Annotated in this window: 11 protein-coding genes and 1 pseudogene; 4 read left to right on the top strand and 8 right to left on the bottom strand. The window is 60.5% G+C overall.

Going from position 1 to position 16,040, the window contains the following annotated elements:
* The 4 genes from narH to ACZRJ6_RS14010 all read right to left on the bottom strand — a co-directional run bounded on the left by narH (position 1) and on the right by ACZRJ6_RS14010 (position 8,044).
* Positions 1–1,539: a nitrate reductase subunit beta gene (narH, locus tag ACZRJ6_RS14025; RefSeq protein ID WP_350616910.1), complete on the bottom strand. Its 1,539-nt coding sequence runs from the start codon at positions 1,537–1,539 to the stop codon at positions 1–3.
* Position 1,540: 1 nt separating this feature from the next.
* Positions 1,541–5,314, bottom strand: coding sequence for a nitrate reductase subunit alpha (locus ACZRJ6_RS14020; protein ID WP_133100992.1), 3,774 nt, complete (start codon positions 5,312–5,314; stop codon positions 1,541–1,543).
* Positions 5,315–5,381: 67 nt separating this feature from the next.
* Positions 5,382–6,779, bottom strand: coding sequence for a NarK family nitrate/nitrite MFS transporter (locus ACZRJ6_RS14015; RefSeq protein WP_133100993.1), 1,398 nt, complete (start codon positions 6,777–6,779; stop codon positions 5,382–5,384).
* A 2-nt stretch (positions 6,780–6,781) separates the two neighbouring features.
* Complete coding sequence (locus ACZRJ6_RS14010) at positions 6,782–8,044, bottom strand: MFS transporter (protein WP_463968700.1); 1,263 nt, start codon at positions 8,042–8,044, stop codon at positions 6,782–6,784.
* A gap of 311 nt (positions 8,045–8,355) precedes the next feature.
* Between ACZRJ6_RS14010 and ACZRJ6_RS14005 the strand changes: the two genes are divergently transcribed.
* The 4 genes and pseudogenes from ACZRJ6_RS14005 to ACZRJ6_RS13990 form a co-directional block, all read left to right on the top strand.
* Entirely contained in the window at positions 8,356–10,158 is a 1,803-nt protein-coding gene (locus ACZRJ6_RS14005) for a HAMP domain-containing protein (RefSeq protein WP_463968701.1), read from the top strand.
* Positions 10,155–10,802: a two-component system response regulator NarL gene (gene narL, locus ACZRJ6_RS14000; RefSeq protein ID WP_463968702.1), complete on the top strand. Its 648-nt coding sequence runs from the start codon at positions 10,155–10,157 to the stop codon at positions 10,800–10,802. Before ACZRJ6_RS14005 ends, narL begins: the two co-directional genes overlap by 4 nt.
* A 144-nt stretch (positions 10,803–10,946) precedes the next feature.
* On the top strand, positions 10,947–11,627 hold the full coding sequence (locus tag ACZRJ6_RS13995) for a Crp/Fnr family transcriptional regulator (RefSeq protein WP_463968703.1): 681 nt from the start codon (positions 10,947–10,949) through the stop codon (positions 11,625–11,627).
* Positions 11,628–11,997: 370 nt separating this feature from the next.
* A pseudogene (locus ACZRJ6_RS13990) lies at positions 11,998–12,075 on the top strand (outer membrane lipoprotein carrier protein LolA); the annotation flags it as partial.
* A 280-nt stretch (positions 12,076–12,355) separates the two neighbouring features.
* Here ACZRJ6_RS13990 and ACZRJ6_RS13985 read toward each other — a convergent pair.
* From ACZRJ6_RS13985 to ACZRJ6_RS13970, 4 genes are read right to left on the bottom strand one after another with little or no spacing between them, the layout of a single operon-like run.
* Positions 12,356–12,871 (bottom strand): nitrous oxide reductase accessory protein NosL, encoded by a 516-nt coding sequence (locus ACZRJ6_RS13985; RefSeq protein WP_463968704.1) that lies wholly within the window; start codon positions 12,869–12,871, stop codon positions 12,356–12,358.
* Between the two features lie 26 nt (positions 12,872–12,897).
* Positions 12,898–13,728, bottom strand: a complete 831-nt coding sequence (locus tag ACZRJ6_RS13980; protein ID WP_133100999.1) for an ABC transporter permease — start codon at positions 13,726–13,728, stop codon at positions 12,898–12,900.
* Positions 13,725–14,636 carry an ABC transporter ATP-binding protein gene (locus tag ACZRJ6_RS13975; protein ID WP_463968878.1) on the bottom strand — a complete coding sequence of 304 codons (912 nt, stop codon included), beginning with the start codon at positions 14,634–14,636 and terminating at the stop codon, positions 13,725–13,727. The genes ACZRJ6_RS13980 and ACZRJ6_RS13975 overlap by 4 nt, the downstream gene beginning before the upstream one ends.
* Positions 14,636–15,898: a nitrous oxide reductase family maturation protein NosD gene (locus tag ACZRJ6_RS13970; protein WP_463968879.1), complete on the bottom strand. Its 1,263-nt coding sequence runs from the start codon at positions 15,896–15,898 to the stop codon at positions 14,636–14,638. The genes ACZRJ6_RS13975 and ACZRJ6_RS13970 overlap by 1 nt, the downstream gene beginning before the upstream one ends.
* Positions 15,899–16,040 lie beyond the last annotated feature (142 nt).

Genomic DNA, 16,040 nt, shown 5'->3' with positions numbered 1-16,040 from the left:
TCAATCCTCCCAAATCTGTACGGTTTTCAGCACGTCGCGGCGGTTGGCCTTCTTGGCGCCGAACATGTTGGTATCGGAACTGCCGCTGCAACCGCTGCCAAAGCTGAAGCCACAACCGGAACGCTCGGCGAAGGCATCGCTCATGGCATCTTCACGGTGGGCACTTGGCACCACAAAACGGTCTTCGTAGTTGGCAATCGCCAGGTAGCGGTACATCTCTTCCACTTGGTCCACGCTCAGGCCGACGTCTTCCAGCACTTGCAGGTCCTGTACCCCGTCCACTTGCTGGGAGCGTTTGTAGGCACGCATCGCCAGCAGGCGTTTCAAGGCACGCTTGACCGGTTTTTCATCACCCGCCGTCAGCATATTGGCCAGGTAACGCAGAGGGATGCGCAGGCTGTCGACATCCGGGATCACCCCGTTCATGCCCACGGTGCCGGCAGCCGCAGCGTTCTGGATCGGCGACAATGGCGGCACGTACCAAACCATCGGCAAGGTGCGGTATTCCGGGTGCAGCGGCAGTGCCAGTTTCCAGTCCACGGCCATTTTGTAGACCGGCGAACGCTGGGCCGAGTCGATCACCGACTGTGGCACGCCATCGGCCAGAGCCTGGCGAATCACCGCGGGGTCGTTAGGGTCGAGGAAAATTTCCAGCTGCTTCTCGTACAGGTCATGTTCATTGGCGGTGCTCGCCACTTCGCTGATGCGGTCGGCGTCATACAGCAACACGCCGAGGTAGCGAATACGACCGACGCAGGTTTCTGCACACACGGTGGGCATGCCGGCTTCGATACGCGGGTAGCAGAAGATGCACTTCTCGGACTTGCCGCTTTTCCAGTTGAAGTAGATCTTTTTGTACGGGCAGCCGCTGATGCACATGCGCCAGCCCCGGCATTTTTCCTGGTCGATCAGGACGATGCCGTCTTCTTCACGCTTGTAGATCGCACCGCTCGGGCAGGATGCCGCGCACGCCGGGTTAAGGCAGTGCTCGCACAGGCGCGGCAGGTACATCATGAAAGTGTTTTCATACTCCCCGTAGATGTCGGCTTGGATCTGGTCGAAGTTCTTGTCCTTGCGGCGCTTGGCGAACTCAGTACCGAGGATTTCCTCCCAGTTTGGGCCCCACTCGATTTTTTCCATGCGCTTGCCGGACACCAGCGAACGCGGGCGCGCGGTCGGCTGGTGCTCGCCCAAAGGCGCGGTATGCAGGTGCTGATAGTCGAAGTCGAACGGCTCGTAGTAGTCGTCCAGGCTCGGCAGGTCGGGGTTGGCGAAGATATTCGCCAGCACCCGGAACTTGCCGCCGATGCGTGGGTTGATCGAGCCATTGGCGTTGCGCACCCAGCCACCCTTCCACTTGTCCTGGTTCTCCCATTCTTTCGGGTAGCCAATGCCGGGCTTGGATTCAACGTTGTTGAACCAGGCGTATTCCATGCCTTCGCGGCTGGTCCAGACGTTTTTGCAGGTGATCGAGCAGGTGTGGCAGCCAATGCATTTGTCCAGGTTCAGGACCATGCCGATTTGTGAGCGAATCTTCATCTCAGTTCTCCTCGATATCGGTCGGCAATGGACGCGGCAGGTCATCGCCGCTGGAACCGTCGAGCCAATCGACTTTGGACATCTTGCGCACCACGACAAACTCATCGCGGTTGCAACCGACCGTGCCGTAATAGTTGAAACCGTAGGCCTGCTGGGCATAGCCGCCGATCATGTGGGTCGGCTTGAGCACTACGCGGGTCACCGAGTTGTGGTGGCCGCCGCGGGTCTTGGTGGTTTCCGAACCGGGCACGTTCACAATCCGTTCCTGGGCGTGGTACATCATCACCATGCCTTCCTTGACTCGCTGGCTAACTACCGCCCGTGCGGTCAGGGCACCGTTGACGTTGAAGCACTCGATCCAGTCGTTGTCCTCGATCCCGGCACGCTTGGCGTCGATTTCCGAGAGCCAGACAATCGGCCCGCCACGGCTCAAGGTGAGCATCAGCAGGTTGTCGCTGTAGGTGCTGTGGATGCCCCATTTCTGGTGCGGCGTAATCCAGTTCAGGACGATTTCAGTCTCGCCGTTGCTGCGCTTGCCCTTCACGCCTTCGATGGTGCGGGTGTTGACCGGTGGCCGGTAGCTCATCAGCTGCTCGCCGAAAGCCTGCATCCACGGGTGATCCTGGTAGAACTGCTGGCGGCCAGTGATGGTGCGCCATGGAATCCCTTCGTGAACGTTGGTGTAGCCGGCGTTGTAGCTGACGTGTTCGTCTTCCAGACCCGACCAGGTAGGGCTGGAAATAATCTTGCGCGGCTGCGCCTGAATATCGCGGAAGCGGATGGCTTCATGGGCCTTGGAAATCGCCAGGTGGCTGTGGTCGATGCCGGTGAATTCCGACAGCGCCGCCCAGGCTTTCAAGGCGACCTTGCCGTTGGTTTCCGGGGCCAGGGACAGGATCACTTCAGCGGCGTCGATGGCCGTGTCGATTTTTGGCCGACCGTGGCTGATACCAGCGTCATTTTCGTGGTGGTTCAGCTCACCCAGGAACTCGACCTCTTCATCGGTGTTCCAGTTGATGCCCTTGCCGCCGTTGCCGAGTTTTTCCAGCATCGGGCCGAGCGACGAGAACTGCTTATAGATGTTCGGGTAGTCCCGTTCCACTACGGCCATGTTCGGCGCGTTCTTGCCCGGTTGCGGGGCCACACCGGCACTTTTCCAGTCAGTGCCGCCAAACGGCTGGGCCAGTTCGCCAACGCTGTCATGCATCAACGGCACGGTGACCAAGTCTTGCTCGACACCCAGGTGCCCGACCGACATGGCCGAGAAGGCCTTGGCGATACCTTTGTAGATTTCCCAGTCAGAACGCGATTCCCACGCCGGGTCGATGGCAGCCGACAACGGGTGAATGAACGGGTGCATGTCCGAGGTGTTCATGTCGTCTTTTTCGTACCAGGTTGCGGTCGGCAACACGATGTCGGAATAGACGCAGGTGGAGGACATGCGGAAGTCCAGCGTGGTCACCAGGTCAAGCTTGCCGATGGCGCCGTCTTCGACCCATTCAGCTTCAGTAGGCTTGCACTCGCTGCTATGGCCGATGTCTTCGTTCATCACCCCGTTCTTGGTGCCCAGCAGGTACTTGAGCATGTACTCGTGGCCCTTGCCCGAGGAGCCCAGCAGGTTGGAGCGCCAGATAAACATGTTGCGCGGGAAGTTCACCGGGCTGTCCGGCTGTTCGCAGGCAAAGCGCAGGGTACCGTCCTGCCAGGACTTGACAACGTAGTCTTTCGGGTCCATGCCAGCGGCAGCAGCGTCGCGGCAGATATGCAGCGGGTTGGTGTTAAGTTGCGGTGCGCTGGGCAACCAGCCGGCGCGTTCGGCGCGGATGTTGTAATCGAGCGCGTGTTCCGGGAACTGGGATTTGTCGGCCAATGGCGAGAGCACATCGTGCATGCTCATCTTCTCGTGGCGCCACTGGGAGCTGTGGCCGTAGAAGAAGCTGGTGCCGTTCATCTGACGTGGCGGACGGTTCCAGTCCAAGCCGAAGGCCAGTGGCAACCAGCCGCATTGTGGACGCAGTTTTTCCTGGCCCACGTAGTGCGCCCAACCGCCGCCAGTCTGGCCGACGCAACCGCAGAGCATGAGCATATTGATCAGCCCGCGGTAGTTCATGTCCATGTGGTACCAGTGGTTCATCGCCGCGCCGACGATGATCATCGAGCGCCCCTTGGTCTTGTCGGCGTTGTCGGCAAACTCACGGGCAATCTGGATGGCTTTCTCACGGCTGACGCCGGTGATCTGCTCCTGCCAGGCCGGAGTACCCGGTACGCTGGCGTCATCGTAGTCCTTGGCCACGTTGGCGCCGCCCAGGCCACGGTCGATGGCCAGGTTGGCCGCCGACAAGTCGAACACGGTGGCGACTTTGGCGACGCTGCCGTCAGCCAGGGTCACGCTGTGCACAGGCACGCGGCGAAATTGCACGGCATCACCGGCCACGTGTTGGAAGTATTCCTGTGCTTCACCAGCAAAATACGGGAAGGCTACTTCGGCGACGTCATCACCGATCAGGCTCAGTTTGAGGTCGATCTCACGACCTTCGCCGCCTTCCTTGGGCAGAATGTTCCACTTGCCCTTCTCGCCCCAGCGATAGCCGATGGAGCCTTGCGGGGAGACCAGTTCGCCGCTTTCATCGAGGGCGATGGTTTTCCATTCCGGGTTGTTTTCCTGGCCCAGGTTGCCAGTCAGGTCCGAAGCGCGCAGGAAGCGATCCGGTTGGAAACCGGCGCCCGGTGCAAAACCGGTCATGGGCTTGAGCATCACCAGCACCGGCAAGTCAGTAAAGCGCTTGGCGTATTCGGTGAAATAGGCGCTCGGCTTGTCCAGGTGAAATTCTTTGAAGATCACATGGTTGAAGGCCTGGGCCAGCGCGGCGTCGGTGCCCTGCTTGGGGTTGAGCCACAGGTCGGTGAGCTTGGCCACTTCCGAATAGTCGGGGGTGATGGCGACGGTCTTGGTGCCCTTGTAGCGCACCTCGGTAAAGAAGTGGGCGTCCGGGGTACGGGTCTGCGGGACGTTGGAACCCCAGGCGATGATGTAGTTGGAGTTGTACCAGTCGGCCGATTCCGGCACGTCGGTCTGCTCGCCCCACACCATCGGCGAGGCCGGTGGCAGGTCGCAGTACCAGTCGTAGAAGCTCAGGCACACGCCGCCGATCAGCGACAGGTAACGTGAACCTGCGGCGTAGCTAACCATCGACATGGCCGGGATCGGCGAGAAGCCGACAATGCGGTCCGGGCCGTATTGCTTGATGGTGTAGACATTGGAGGCGGCGATGATCTCGTTGACTTCCTCCCAGTTGGAACGGATGAAGCCACCCATGCCGCGCTTGCTCTTGTAGGAGTCGGCCTTGACCTTGTCCTCGACGATACTGGCCCAGGCCTCAACGGGCGCCAGGGTCAGACGTGCTTCACGCCACAGCTTGAGCAATGGCTTACGAATTTTCGGGTACTTGAGTCGGTTGGCGCTGTAGATGTACCAGCTGTAGCTGGCACCACGAGGGCAGCCACGGGGCTCATGGTTGGGCAGGTCATTACGGGTACGCGGGTAGTCGGTCTGCTGGGTTTCCCAGGTAATCAGGCCGTTCTTCACGTAGATCTTCCACGAGCACGAGCCGGTGCAGTTCACACCGTGGGTGGAACGCACGATCTTGTCGTACTGCCAGCGGGAACGATAAACGTTTTCCCAGTCGCGAGACTCCTTGCGGGTCTCGCCGTGACCGTCGGAGAACTCGTTTTGCTTACGGTTGAAGAACCGCAGTTGATCCAGTAAGTGACTCATGATGCTTTCCTCTCAGGCTTGCTGCGGGGTCTACGCCCCGCCCACGCAAAGGGTGAATTGGGGTCGGCTAGCAGGGGGTCTCGGCGCCTTTGCGGGCGTACCACCACCAGGTCACAACGATGCAACTCAGGTAGAAGCCGACAAACATGTAGAAGGCCATCGCCGGGCTGCCGGTGTAAGCCATGGACGAGCCGAAGGTCTTGGGAATAAAGAACGCCCCAAAGGCGCCCATGGCCGAGCTGAAACCGAGCACTGCGGCCGATTCCTTGCTGGCGTTTTTCAGGGCTTGCTCGCGCTGTTCAGCGGGTTGGCCGGCGCTGGCTTTTTCATGCTGGGTGCGGAAGATCACCGGGATCATGCGGAAGGTCGAACCGTTGCCGACACCGGTGGTTATAAACAGCAGCATGAACATGCCGAGGAAGCCGTAGAAGTTGCCGCCCTCGCCGTTCTGCGGCAGGAAGTGCAGCACGCCGAACACCATCACGATCATCAGCACGAAGTTCCACAAGGTCACTCGTGCACCGCCCAGCTTGTCTGCCAGCCAGCCGCCCAGCGGCCGTACCAGGGCGCCAACCAATGGGCCGAGGAAGGCGAATTTCAAAGCAATCACATCAGGGAATGAGGTTTTGATCAGCAGCGGAAAGGCCGCGGAGAAGCCGATGAACGAACCGAAGGTCGCCAGGTACAACCAGCACATCAGCCAGTTGTGCTTGCGCTTGAAGATCACCGCCTGGTCGCTGAACGAAGCGCGAGCGCTGGACAGGTCGTTCATGCCGAACCAGGCGAACACAGTGACGACGATAATGAACGGCACCCAGATAAACCCGGCGTTCTGCAGCCACAGCTGGCTACCGTCTTCCAGGATTTGCGGTTGGCCGCCCATCAGGCCGAACACACCGAAAGTGATCACCAGCGGCACGCAAAACTGCATCACCGACACACCCAGGTTGCCCAGGCCGGCATTCAAACCCAGGGCCGTACCTTGCTGGGACTTGGGGTAGAAGAAGCTGATGTTGGACATGCTGGAGGCGAAGTTGCCGCCACCAAAGCCGCACAACAAGGCGATCAGCACAAACACGCTGTAAGACGTGTTGGGGTCCTGCACCGCAAAACCCATCCACAACGATGGCAGCAGCAGCGATGCGGTGCTCAGGGCGGTCCAGCGACGCCCGCCGAAAATCGGCACCATGAACGAGTAGAACACCCGCAACGTCGCGCCGGACAAGCCCGGTAATGCCGCCAGCCAGAACAACTGGTCAGTGGTGAAGCTGAAACCGATGGCGTTCAGGCGCACGATCACCGTGCTCCAGACCATCCACACGGCGAAGGCCAACAGCAGCGCAGGAATGGAGATCCACAGGTTACGGGTGGCCGTCTGTTTTCCGCTGCGGCCCCAGAACGCCGGGTCTTCAGGGCGCCAGTCGTGGATCACCGGACCCGATTCGGGCTTTTGCAAAAGGGTCATGTTCATTCTCCTTGGAGAGGCTGGGCCGCAGGCGCTTTACCGAGCAGCGGCTGCTTGCGAATTTCGCTGAAGTACATCCAGGTCAGGGACACCCAGACCACGCCGTACATCAACATGAAGCAGGAAGAGCGCACGCCGGTGAGGTCCACCAGGGCGCCAAACATGATCGGCAGCACAAACCCGCCGAGGCCGCCGGCCAGGCCGACAATGCCCGATACCGCGCCCATGTTTTGCGGGTAGTCGTTGGCGATGTACTTGAATACCGAGGCCTTGCCAAAGGCGAAGGCGATGCCCATCACGAACAGCAGCACGGTGAACACCGTGGCGTTAAGGCCGATATGGAAATCCAGCGGGCCGTTGACGGTCTGCACTTGCAGTTGGGTTTGCGGGTACGACAGCAGGAACAGGCAGACCCAACTCACCCACAACACCCACCAGGTCACGCTTTGCGCGCCCCAGCGGTCGGACATCCAGCCGCCTACTGCCCGCAGCACACCGCCCGGCAAGGAGAAACAGGCCGCCAGCAGTGCAGCACTTTGCAGGTTGAAGCCGTATTCCTGGACGTAGTACTTGGTCATCCACAACGCCAGGGCCACATAGCCGCCAAAGACAATCGAGTAGTACTGGCAGTAGCGCCACACGGCCGGGTCCTTGAGGCACAGCAACTGCTCGCGCAAGGTGGCGCCACCGGCACTGCGGTGGGTCTTATTCTCGGCAGTGAAGAACCAGAACAGCAGCGCGGTGATAAACAGGATCGCGCTGAACACCTTGGGCACCAGGTGCCAGGTGCCAAAGGCAATCAAGGCAGGCGCAAGAAACTTGGTCACTGCCGCACCGGCGTTACCGGCGCCAAATACGCCCATGGCGAAGCCCTGGTTCTCCTTGTCGAACCACTTGGCAACGTAGGCGATGCCCACCGAGAACGAACCACCGGCCAGGCCGACAAACAGCCCCAGCACCAGGAACTGCCAATAGGCCGTCGCGTAGGTGATCAGGTACAGCGGCAGCACGCAGGTCATCATCAATACGAAGAAGACGATGCGCCCGCCGAAGCGGTCGGTCAGCAGGCCCAGGGGCAGGCGCACCAGGGAACCCGTCAAGACAGGGGTGGCAGCCAGCAGGCCGAACTGGGTTTCGTTGAGTTGCAGCAGTTCCTTGATTGGCACGCCGAGCACGGCGAACATCATCCAGACCATAAAGCACACGGTGAAGGCCAGCGTGCTCATACCCAGCACTAGACCTTGTTTTACGCGCGGTTGAGTCACGGTTTGCGCTCCAGAAAGTTATTCCATGAGCGCAGGTTAGGGGCGAGACCCCCGCAGAACTTGACCCAGATCAACGAACGCCTGAGGGGTATTGGCCTATGCTGGGGCCATCTACCTCTAAGGAGGTATATCCAATAACAAGAGAAAGTCTTTATTTATCAATGGATTGATCTCTTGTGCCGGTGTTTTCCCGTGGGAGGGTTTGCCGGCAACTCTTTAGAGGTAGTGCGCCAGGGATTGCGGTTTTTCATCCACCATCCCCGTTTCAGGTGCCGCCATGCTGCTTCTTTCTACCCTGCGATTACGCCGTGATGTTTAACTGGCTGCGCAGCTCCCTGCCCGCTCGCGCCGGCCTGGCAGTGATCTTGATTGCAGTCCTGGCCTTGGCCAGTTCCCTGAGCGCCGGGCTGATCGCCTGGTTCAGCCAGGGCGATGGCGCCGCGATCAATACCGCCGGCTCCGTGCGCATGGAGACCTACCACCTGAGCTGGAAACTCTCCGATCGCGCCAGCGATGAAGAAATAAAAACGATCACCCAAAGCCTGCAACAGCGCCTGGACAGCCAGTCCCTCAAGGCGGTGCTGGAAGGCGGCCCTAACAGTTCCCTGCAACAGAGCTACCGGCAGATCCAGCAACACTGGAACCTTGAGTTGCGCCCGGCGCTGGAGCGCGGTGACGGGGTGTTTTTCCGCGAGCGAGCCCCGGCTTTCGTCGAACAGCTCAACCAGTTCGTCAGCCTGTTGCAGCAGCAAAGCGAACATAAACAAAGCTGGCAGCAACTGATCCAGGGCCTGGCGTTGTTCAGCACCCTGATCATCCTGCTGCTGGGCCTTTATGAGTTGCAGTACGGCGTGGTTACGCCCTTGCAGGAGTTGGTCGACGCTACCCGGCGCTTTCGCGACGGTGACTACAAGACCCGGGTCAACCACCGCTCCCAGGATGAACTGGGCCAGCTTGCCCTGAGCTTCAACACCCTGGCCGAAACCATCGAAGAGTCCCATCGCACCCTGGAAAGCCAGGTCCAGCAGAAAACCCTCAATTTGCAACAGGCCAACGCGGCCCTCGAATTGCTCTACCAAAGCAGCCGCAGCCTGGCCACGCGCCAGGCCAATGCCGAAGGCCTCGACGAGTTGATCCGCCGCTTCCAGAAACGCCTGCCGGGCCTGCGTCTGTCGCTGTGCCTGAAAGGCCATTTCCTTGCACCGGCCCAGCAGATGCTCGCCCTGCATGGCGAGAACAGCCGCAACATCTGCGCCATCGGCGATTGCGCCACCTGCGAGCGGCATCACGTCGCCCCGCCGCAAGTGTTCAGCATCAGCAACCAGGGCGCGGAACTGGGGGAACTCAAGGCACACTTTGTCGACGGCCATCCGCCCCAAGGCTGGGAGAATGAACTGATCCAGGCCCTGGCCAACCTGATCGGCACCTCGCTGTCCCTCAAGCGTCAGCGCGAACAGGATCACCGCCTGTTGCTGCTGGACGAACGCACCATCATCGCTCGGGAACTGCACGATTCCCTGGCCCAGGCCCTGTCGTATATGAAGCTGCAAGTCAGCCGCATGCAAACCTTGCTGCGCCGGGGCGAACCGGTGGAAACCCTGGAAACCGTCACCGGCGAATTGCGCGAAGGCCTGAGCAACGCCTACCGCCAGTTGCGGGAATTGCTCACCACCTTCCGCCTGCAAATCCACGATGCCGGGCTGGTGGAGGAACTCAAGGACACCGCCGAAGAATTCTCCCGCCGGGGCGAATTCCAGGTGCACCTGCACGTCGATGCCCTGGCCTTCCAACTCTCCGCCAGCGAGCAGATTCACCTGCTGCAAATCACCCGTGAAGCCCTGTCCAACTGCCTGCGCCACGCCCATGCGCAAAACGCCTGGCTGCAACTGCGCCAGAGCGGCGAAACCGTGACCCTGAGTATCGAAGACGATGGTCGTGGCTTCAGCGGCGCCGTGGACCAGCGTGAACACCACGGCCTGACCATCATGGACGAGCGCGCCCGCAGCCTGCACGGCCAGCTCGATATCTCTTCCCGCGAGCCTCAGGGTACGCGGGTGCAATTGCTGTTCCGCCCGGAATTTCTCGGGCAGTCCCTACAAGGTAGCTTTTCATGAACACTCCCCTGCGCCACCACATCCTGCTGGTAGACGACCACCCGATGATGCGCCACGGCATGCGCCAGATGCTGGAGCTGGAAGATGACCTGCAGGTAGTCGGCGAAGCCGGCAACGGCGAAGAAGCCCTGGGACTGATCGAGTCGCTGCAACCGGACCTGGTGCTGCTGGACAACAACATGCCGCAAATGAACGGCCTGGAAACCCTGCGCCGCCTGCGGGCCATGAACTATGCCGGCAAGGTACTGCTGTTTACCGTGTCCGATGCCGAAGACGACATCCGCGACGCCCTGCGCCTGGATGCCAACGGTTACTTGCTAAAGGACATGGAGCCGGAACTTCTGATCCAGTACATCCGAGACGCCCTCCACGGCGCCCTGGTAATCAGCCCCGGCCTGACCCGCGTCCTCGCCCAGGCCTTGCGTTCACCGCAGCCCCATGCGGCGGTGGAACTGACGGAACGTGAACGCCAGGTATTGAAGACCATTGCCGGCGGGTACAGCAACAAAGTGATCGGGCACAAACTGGGGATTACCGAAGGAACGGTGAAGGTGCATGTGAAGAATTTGCTGCACAAACTGGGGTTGCGCTCGCGGGTAGAGGCGGCAGTGTGGGCGATGGAGCATCTGCGTCAGGCTGGATAAATTCGGCCTGAACAAAAGTCACCAAGACAGTTGCTGCTACGCGTTGTAGTTGTACGTCTAACCCTGCCTCTTTGGAGGTAGCCCGGTAGAGGCATAGGCCCCGCCAGTGTCACGGCCTACCATGGGCGAGACCGGAGGTATGCCATGCTGACCCACCCATCCATCGTTTTAACCCTGCGCCGCCATCACCTGTTCAGTCAGTTGCCAGAAAAAGTCTTCCAGGACGTCTGCACCCTGGCCAACCTCAAACGCCTGCCCACCCACGTCACGCTGATGCACCAGGGCGATCCCGCCGAGCGGTTTTTCCTGCTGGTGAGCGGCCAGATCAAATTGCATCGGGTCACCGGTGAAGGCCAGGAACACCTGGTGGAAGTCATCCGCCCCGGCCAGACCTTTGCCGAAGCCTTGCTGTTCAGCCAGGCCAAGGCCTACCCGGTGAGCGCCACGGCCCTCAAGGACAGTCTGCTGGTGACCATCGAAGGCCATCACTACCGCAAGGCCCTCGAGGTCCAGCCAAAAATTTGCCTGGCGATCCTGGGCACCCTGAGCATCCACCTGCATCAACGACTCAAGGACATCGACACCCTGACCCTGACGAATGCCAGCCGGCGGGTGATCAACTTTCTGCTTCAGGAACGCGATACGGTCAGCGGCGATGTGGTGTTGCAGGTGCCCAAGCGGTTGGTGGCGTCGAAACTGGGAATCCAGCCGGAGACGTTTTCCAGGATTCTGCATCGGCTGGTGGATGGCGGGATGATCGAGGTGCAGCGGCGCACGATTCGGATTTTGTGTGAGGAGCAGTTGATGGGGTATCAGGCGGGCTGAGGTTGGGTTGGGTACATATCCGTTGCTGCGGTAACGGCGGCTTAGGGTTACGCCCTTACGGCGTGTCACTTTTGAAAAGAGCCCAAAAGTAACCAAAAGGCTCTTGCCCCACCACTTGGTGCCTCGCTGTGGCTCGGCATGCCTTCACTCCGGCATTGCTCCGTGGGCCGCCGCGATGGCCCATCCCTGGCCCAGCGCGGCTAAACCGGCGTCCTGCCGGTTTACCCACGGATCAATGCCTGCGTTCAGCCATCGTGGTTTAACGGGGCGCCTAAGATCAAAAGCAAAAGCACGGCGGCCTGGTAGCCGGCCTGAGTGGTGAGAAGCAAGAGCGGATCTACTGCCCACTGTAGGAGCGAGCTTGCTCGCGATGGTCGTTAACGATGACGCTGGCATCCTGAATCACCGCGGTGCCCTCAGGTTCTTCGCGAGCAAGCTCGCTCCTACAGAGAAGCGGATCGACCCCAGCGCTGGCTTTGCTCTGCTTTTGATCTCGCTCTTGATCTGCCTGCCCATAAAACCAGAGGCCGAACGCAGGTATTGCGCAGTGGGTAAACCAGCAAGGATGCCGGTTTAGCCGCGCTGGGCCAGGGATGGCCCATCGCGGCGACCCACGGAGCAATGCCTTTGTTCGGGTACGCCGAGCCACAGCGAGGTGCCGATAGGTAGGGCAGGAGCGCTATAGCTATAGCCATCGACATCGACATCGACATCGACACAACGTCCGCTCAATGGCTCATATGGGACATCCCCACCGGCTGCTGCAACAACGCCAAATCAATATCACCAAACCGCAACACCCGTCCGCCAGTATCCGCCGCTACTTTCTGCGCCGCGGCCTCATCAGCAAACGAGGCCAATACCACGCCCATGGCGCCCTTGAGCCCGGTGCCGAGTACATAAAACGCAATTTTGGCATCGATCAAGTGAGCGTCATCAGGGGTATCCCAGTGACTTTTGCCCATGTCATGCACGTACAGCTTGGCGTTCTGATGATGATTTTCAGGCTGCATCCACCAGCCGACCATTTCCGCCGTAGAACAGAATTTCTTCACCCCACCCTGCTCTACCACTTCGCCCTTGGGGCCGGGGAAATCGCTGATCACCATGCCACACACGTGGCACTCATCACTGCGATGAAAACCCACCACCCCCTCGCTGGCGGTGGCTTTTACCGGCTTGTCACAGCCCGCCAGCATCAGGCCCATCACCACGGCCAATAGCGTCGAATAAAACCTCTTCATGCTCAATTGCTCCATCAGTAAAAACCTCATGCCGCGCGCCGACGAAACAGCCCATAGGCCAGGGCCAGCGGTACTGCAACCCATGCCACCAGGCACAACCAAAGCGCGGCAACCGGTACCGCCAGGTCACCGCCCAAGGCCATCACGCCGACGGACGCCGGGCCAGACTCAAAGCCCGACAGATTGATCAGCCGGTAAACATCTGCCGGATTGAGCAGCAGCAACCAGGGCAGCAGCGTCGGGCTGAACTGGCCCTCGCTCAGTACCAGCAGTGCCAGCAACGCCAAGTCGAATACCAGAACGAAGAAGAACCACACCCCGAGCGCCAGCCCGGCCGCAGTGGATTTCTCCGCCGAGACGCTGCTGAGCACATAGGCCATGCCGAGAAACCCCCAGCCGAGCAAGGTCGAGGTCAGCATGAAGCGGCCAAAGGCCCACAGCAGCAGGCTGAATTCGACGTCATCCACCAGCACGGCAATGGCCAGCATCGCGCAGCCAAAACCAATCAACGTGGCCAGCGCCAGAATCAAGCCGTGGCCGACAAACTTGCCCAGCAGGATATGCCCGCGTCCCAGGGGATAGGTCAGCAACAGCAACAAGGTGCCGCTTTCGTCCTCACCGACAATCGCGTCATAGGCCAGCAACAACGCAATCAACGGCATCAGGAAGGTCGCCAGGCTGGCCAGGCTGGCAATGGTCGCCGGAATCGAAGTAAAACCCAGCTGCCCTGACGCCGCAGCCCCCAGCCAGGCGATGCCGATGGCGAGTACGGCAAACAACACACTGATGGCCAACAACCAGCGATTGCGCAGGCCGTCGCAGAACTCCTTGCGGGCCATGTTCCAGATCGGGTTCATAGGGCACGCTCCATGGCGCTGTTCATGTAGTGGCGGTAGATGTCTTCCAGGGACGGCGGATGGATTTCCACGTCGCAGGGGCTGTCCTGCTCCAGCAACTGACGCAACAGCTCGACTTTGTTGCCGTTGAACACCTCCACTTGCAGGCCTTGCACGCCCCAGCGTTGGGTGACATGGCCCGCCTCACTCCAGCGTTTTTGCAACAGCGCCCCATATTGCAGGCCGCTGCTGCGAATCAGCGTCGGCAGCCCCGCCTCTTCGCGCAACGTCGCCAGGGTGCCGAGGGCCAGCAGGCGGCCCTGGGTCAGGATCGCAGCGCGGTTGATATGGGCTTCGACACCTGGCAGTACGTGGGAGCACAGGATGATGCTGGTGCCTTGCTCCCGCAGGCGGTCGAGCAGGCAATACAGGTCCTGGGTGGCGATCGGATCGAGGCCCACGGTGGGCTCGTCCAGCAGTAACAACCGCGGTTTGCCGAGCAACGCCTGAGCCAGCCCCAGGCGCTGGCGCATACCTTTTGAGTAGGTCTTGACCCGTCGCCGAGCCGCCCCCGTGAGGCCGACGTCTTCCAGCAAGGTAGTGACCTGGGCCATGGCGGCGCCCTTGAGCCGGGCAAAATGCTGCAAGGTTTCCAGGCCACTGAGCTGCGGATAAAACGTCACGTTCTCCGGCAAATAACCCAACAACTGCCGCACATGGGGGTCGCTGGGCTGGCGACCGAATACCCGCACCTGGCCGACACTGGCCTGCAACAGGCCCAATATCAACTTCATGCTGGTGGTCTTGCCGGCGCCGTTATGGCCGAACAGCCCAAGCACTTCACCGGGCGCCAGGCTCAGGTTCAAGTCATGCAATACGGTGGTGTCCCCGTAGCGCTGGCTGACGCCTTCGATCTCGACGACATTCATCATGCGGGCTCCTTGAGCAGGGAAAGCGTGGGGTCTTTCATCAGCGGATGACTGTCCATCACCCCCGGCGACTTCATCACCGGAAACGCCCGTTGCACCCAGCGCAGCAGTTCGATGCCGGGGCTGTTCATCAACAGCCGCACCTGGGGGTAAAGCCACAGCAGGCGGTCGACGTTGTCGTTGGGTTCATAGGCAACATCCCCCAGGCCATCGTTGTTGCGATCCCAGCCCAGGTAGTCGCTCCAGTAGTTGCCGCGGCCTTCCACCGACCACTCTTGCAAACGAGTGGCGACGTATTTGACCTGGCGCTGGTTGCCGACAAAGGCGTTGTCGGCAATGCGGTTGTCTTCCGAGCCCGCGGTGAGGTGAATGCCCACAGCGCTGCGTTCGAAGTGGTTGTGCTCAATGCTGTTGAACAGCGAGTTGTAGATAAACAATGCCTTGCCCTCGGCACCGGTGATCATGGTGTCGCCGGTGGAGCCGTCACGCACCTCGCTGACGAAGTTGTCCCGCAGGGTCGAATAGGTGATGTAGTTCATCAGGATGCCGTAGTTCTCATCCTGCTCGGAGCGATTGCCGATCACTGTCAGTTTGCGGCTCTGCATCAAGGCGTAGCCAGTGCGGGTGCGGCGGGTGATATTGCCCAGCACCTGGTTGTCGTTGGCAAACATGTAGTGAATGCCGTAGCGCAGGTCTTCCAGGGTGTTGCCTTGCAGCAGGTTGCCGTTGGAGGTATCGATGTAGATGCCATCGCGAGCGTCACGGACCTGGTTGCCGATGACCTTCGCGCCATGTACCGCGTACAGGTGTATGCCGTTGCCACGGTCCTGGGAGCGTATCGTCGGGTCACCCTGGATCTGGTTGTCGATCAGGCTGACATCGGCGGTGCCATCGACCCAAATGCCGAAGCCCGGGCCTTGCAGGTGGTTGTTCTTGATCAGGGCGCCATGGGCCTTGGGTTGGATGAACACGGCGGCGTTCATGGCGGTGAGGTCGTGGCCCCAGTCAAGGAAGGTGCAGCCTTGAACGGTGACGTCAGGGGCGTTGATGAGCAAACCGTTGCCCTGGCCTTGGCCCTGGAAGGTGGCGCCGGGTTCGCAGGTGAGTTGCATGGGTTGATCGATGCTGAAAGAGCCCTGGTATTGACCGGCCGGCAGGCGCCAGTGTTGCGCGCCGTCGGCTTGCAGGGGCAAGTCGGTGATGGGGAGTACCAAGGCTTGGGCGCTGGTGCATAACACCAGCAATACAAGCCCAATGAACAGGGTCCGTGATCGAGCCACAGTATTTTCCTTGTGATCGAAGTCCGGTCTATGAAACAAAGCAGCTGTCGAGCTTTAGCGAGGCTGCGTCAGGTGCGACTCGGGGCCGGGGACTGACTTGATGGCAGCGGTGCGGCCAACGTAG

It is taken from the genome of Pseudomonas sp. C321 (assembly GCF_055407105.1).
The sequence above is the reverse complement of the archived record's forward strand: the minus strand, read 5'-3'. Positions and strand labels throughout refer to the sequence as shown.